Here is a 630-nt window from a genome sequence, read left to right on the forward strand (position 1 = left end):
GGTTGGGTTGCGCGATAAATATGACCTGTAGGCCGGATAAGGCAAAGCCGCCATCCGGCAAGGGTCTCCGCAAAAATGCCTGATGGCGCTGCGCTTATCAGGCCTACGGATTACAGGTTTCGAGGTATAAACAGTGCAAAGTGTTGATGTAGCAATTGTGGGTGGCGGCATGGTGGGACTGGCGGTTGCCTGCGGCTTGCAGGGCAGCGGGTTACGCGTTGCCGTATTAGAACAACATGTTCCGCAGCCTCTGGCGGCGGATGCACCTCCTNTCCTCAGCTTCGCGTATCGGCTATTAATGCCGCCAGCGAAAAACTGCTGACCCGTCTTGGCGTCTGGTCCGACATTGTAGCCCGTCGCGCTTGCTGCTACCACGGCATGGAAGTCTGGGACAAAGACAGCTTTGGACGTATTGCGTTTGATGACCAGAGCATGGGCTACAGCCATTTGGGGCACATTGTCGAAAACTCAGAGATTCACTACGCGCTGTGGCAAAAGGCGCAGCGTTCAGCGGATATTACGCTGCTGGCACCCGCTGAATTACAGCAGGTGGCCTGGGGTGAGAACGAGGCATTTCTGACCCTGAAAGGTTTGGTATTTTATACCAACATGGGCAGCCGTAAGGCGCAC

General features: G+C 55.5%; 1 pseudogene. It reads left to right on the forward strand.

Going from position 1 to position 630, the window contains the following annotated elements:
• Nucleotides 1–133: 133 nt before the first annotated feature.
• Nucleotides 134–630 (forward strand): annotated as a pseudogene (locus tag FDX22_RS26515) (FAD-dependent oxidoreductase); the annotation flags it as partial.

The sequence above is a fragment of the Citrobacter sp. TBCS-14 genome (assembly GCF_005280805.1).
GTDB lineage: Bacteria > Pseudomonadota > Gammaproteobacteria > Enterobacterales > Enterobacteriaceae > Citrobacter > Citrobacter gillenii.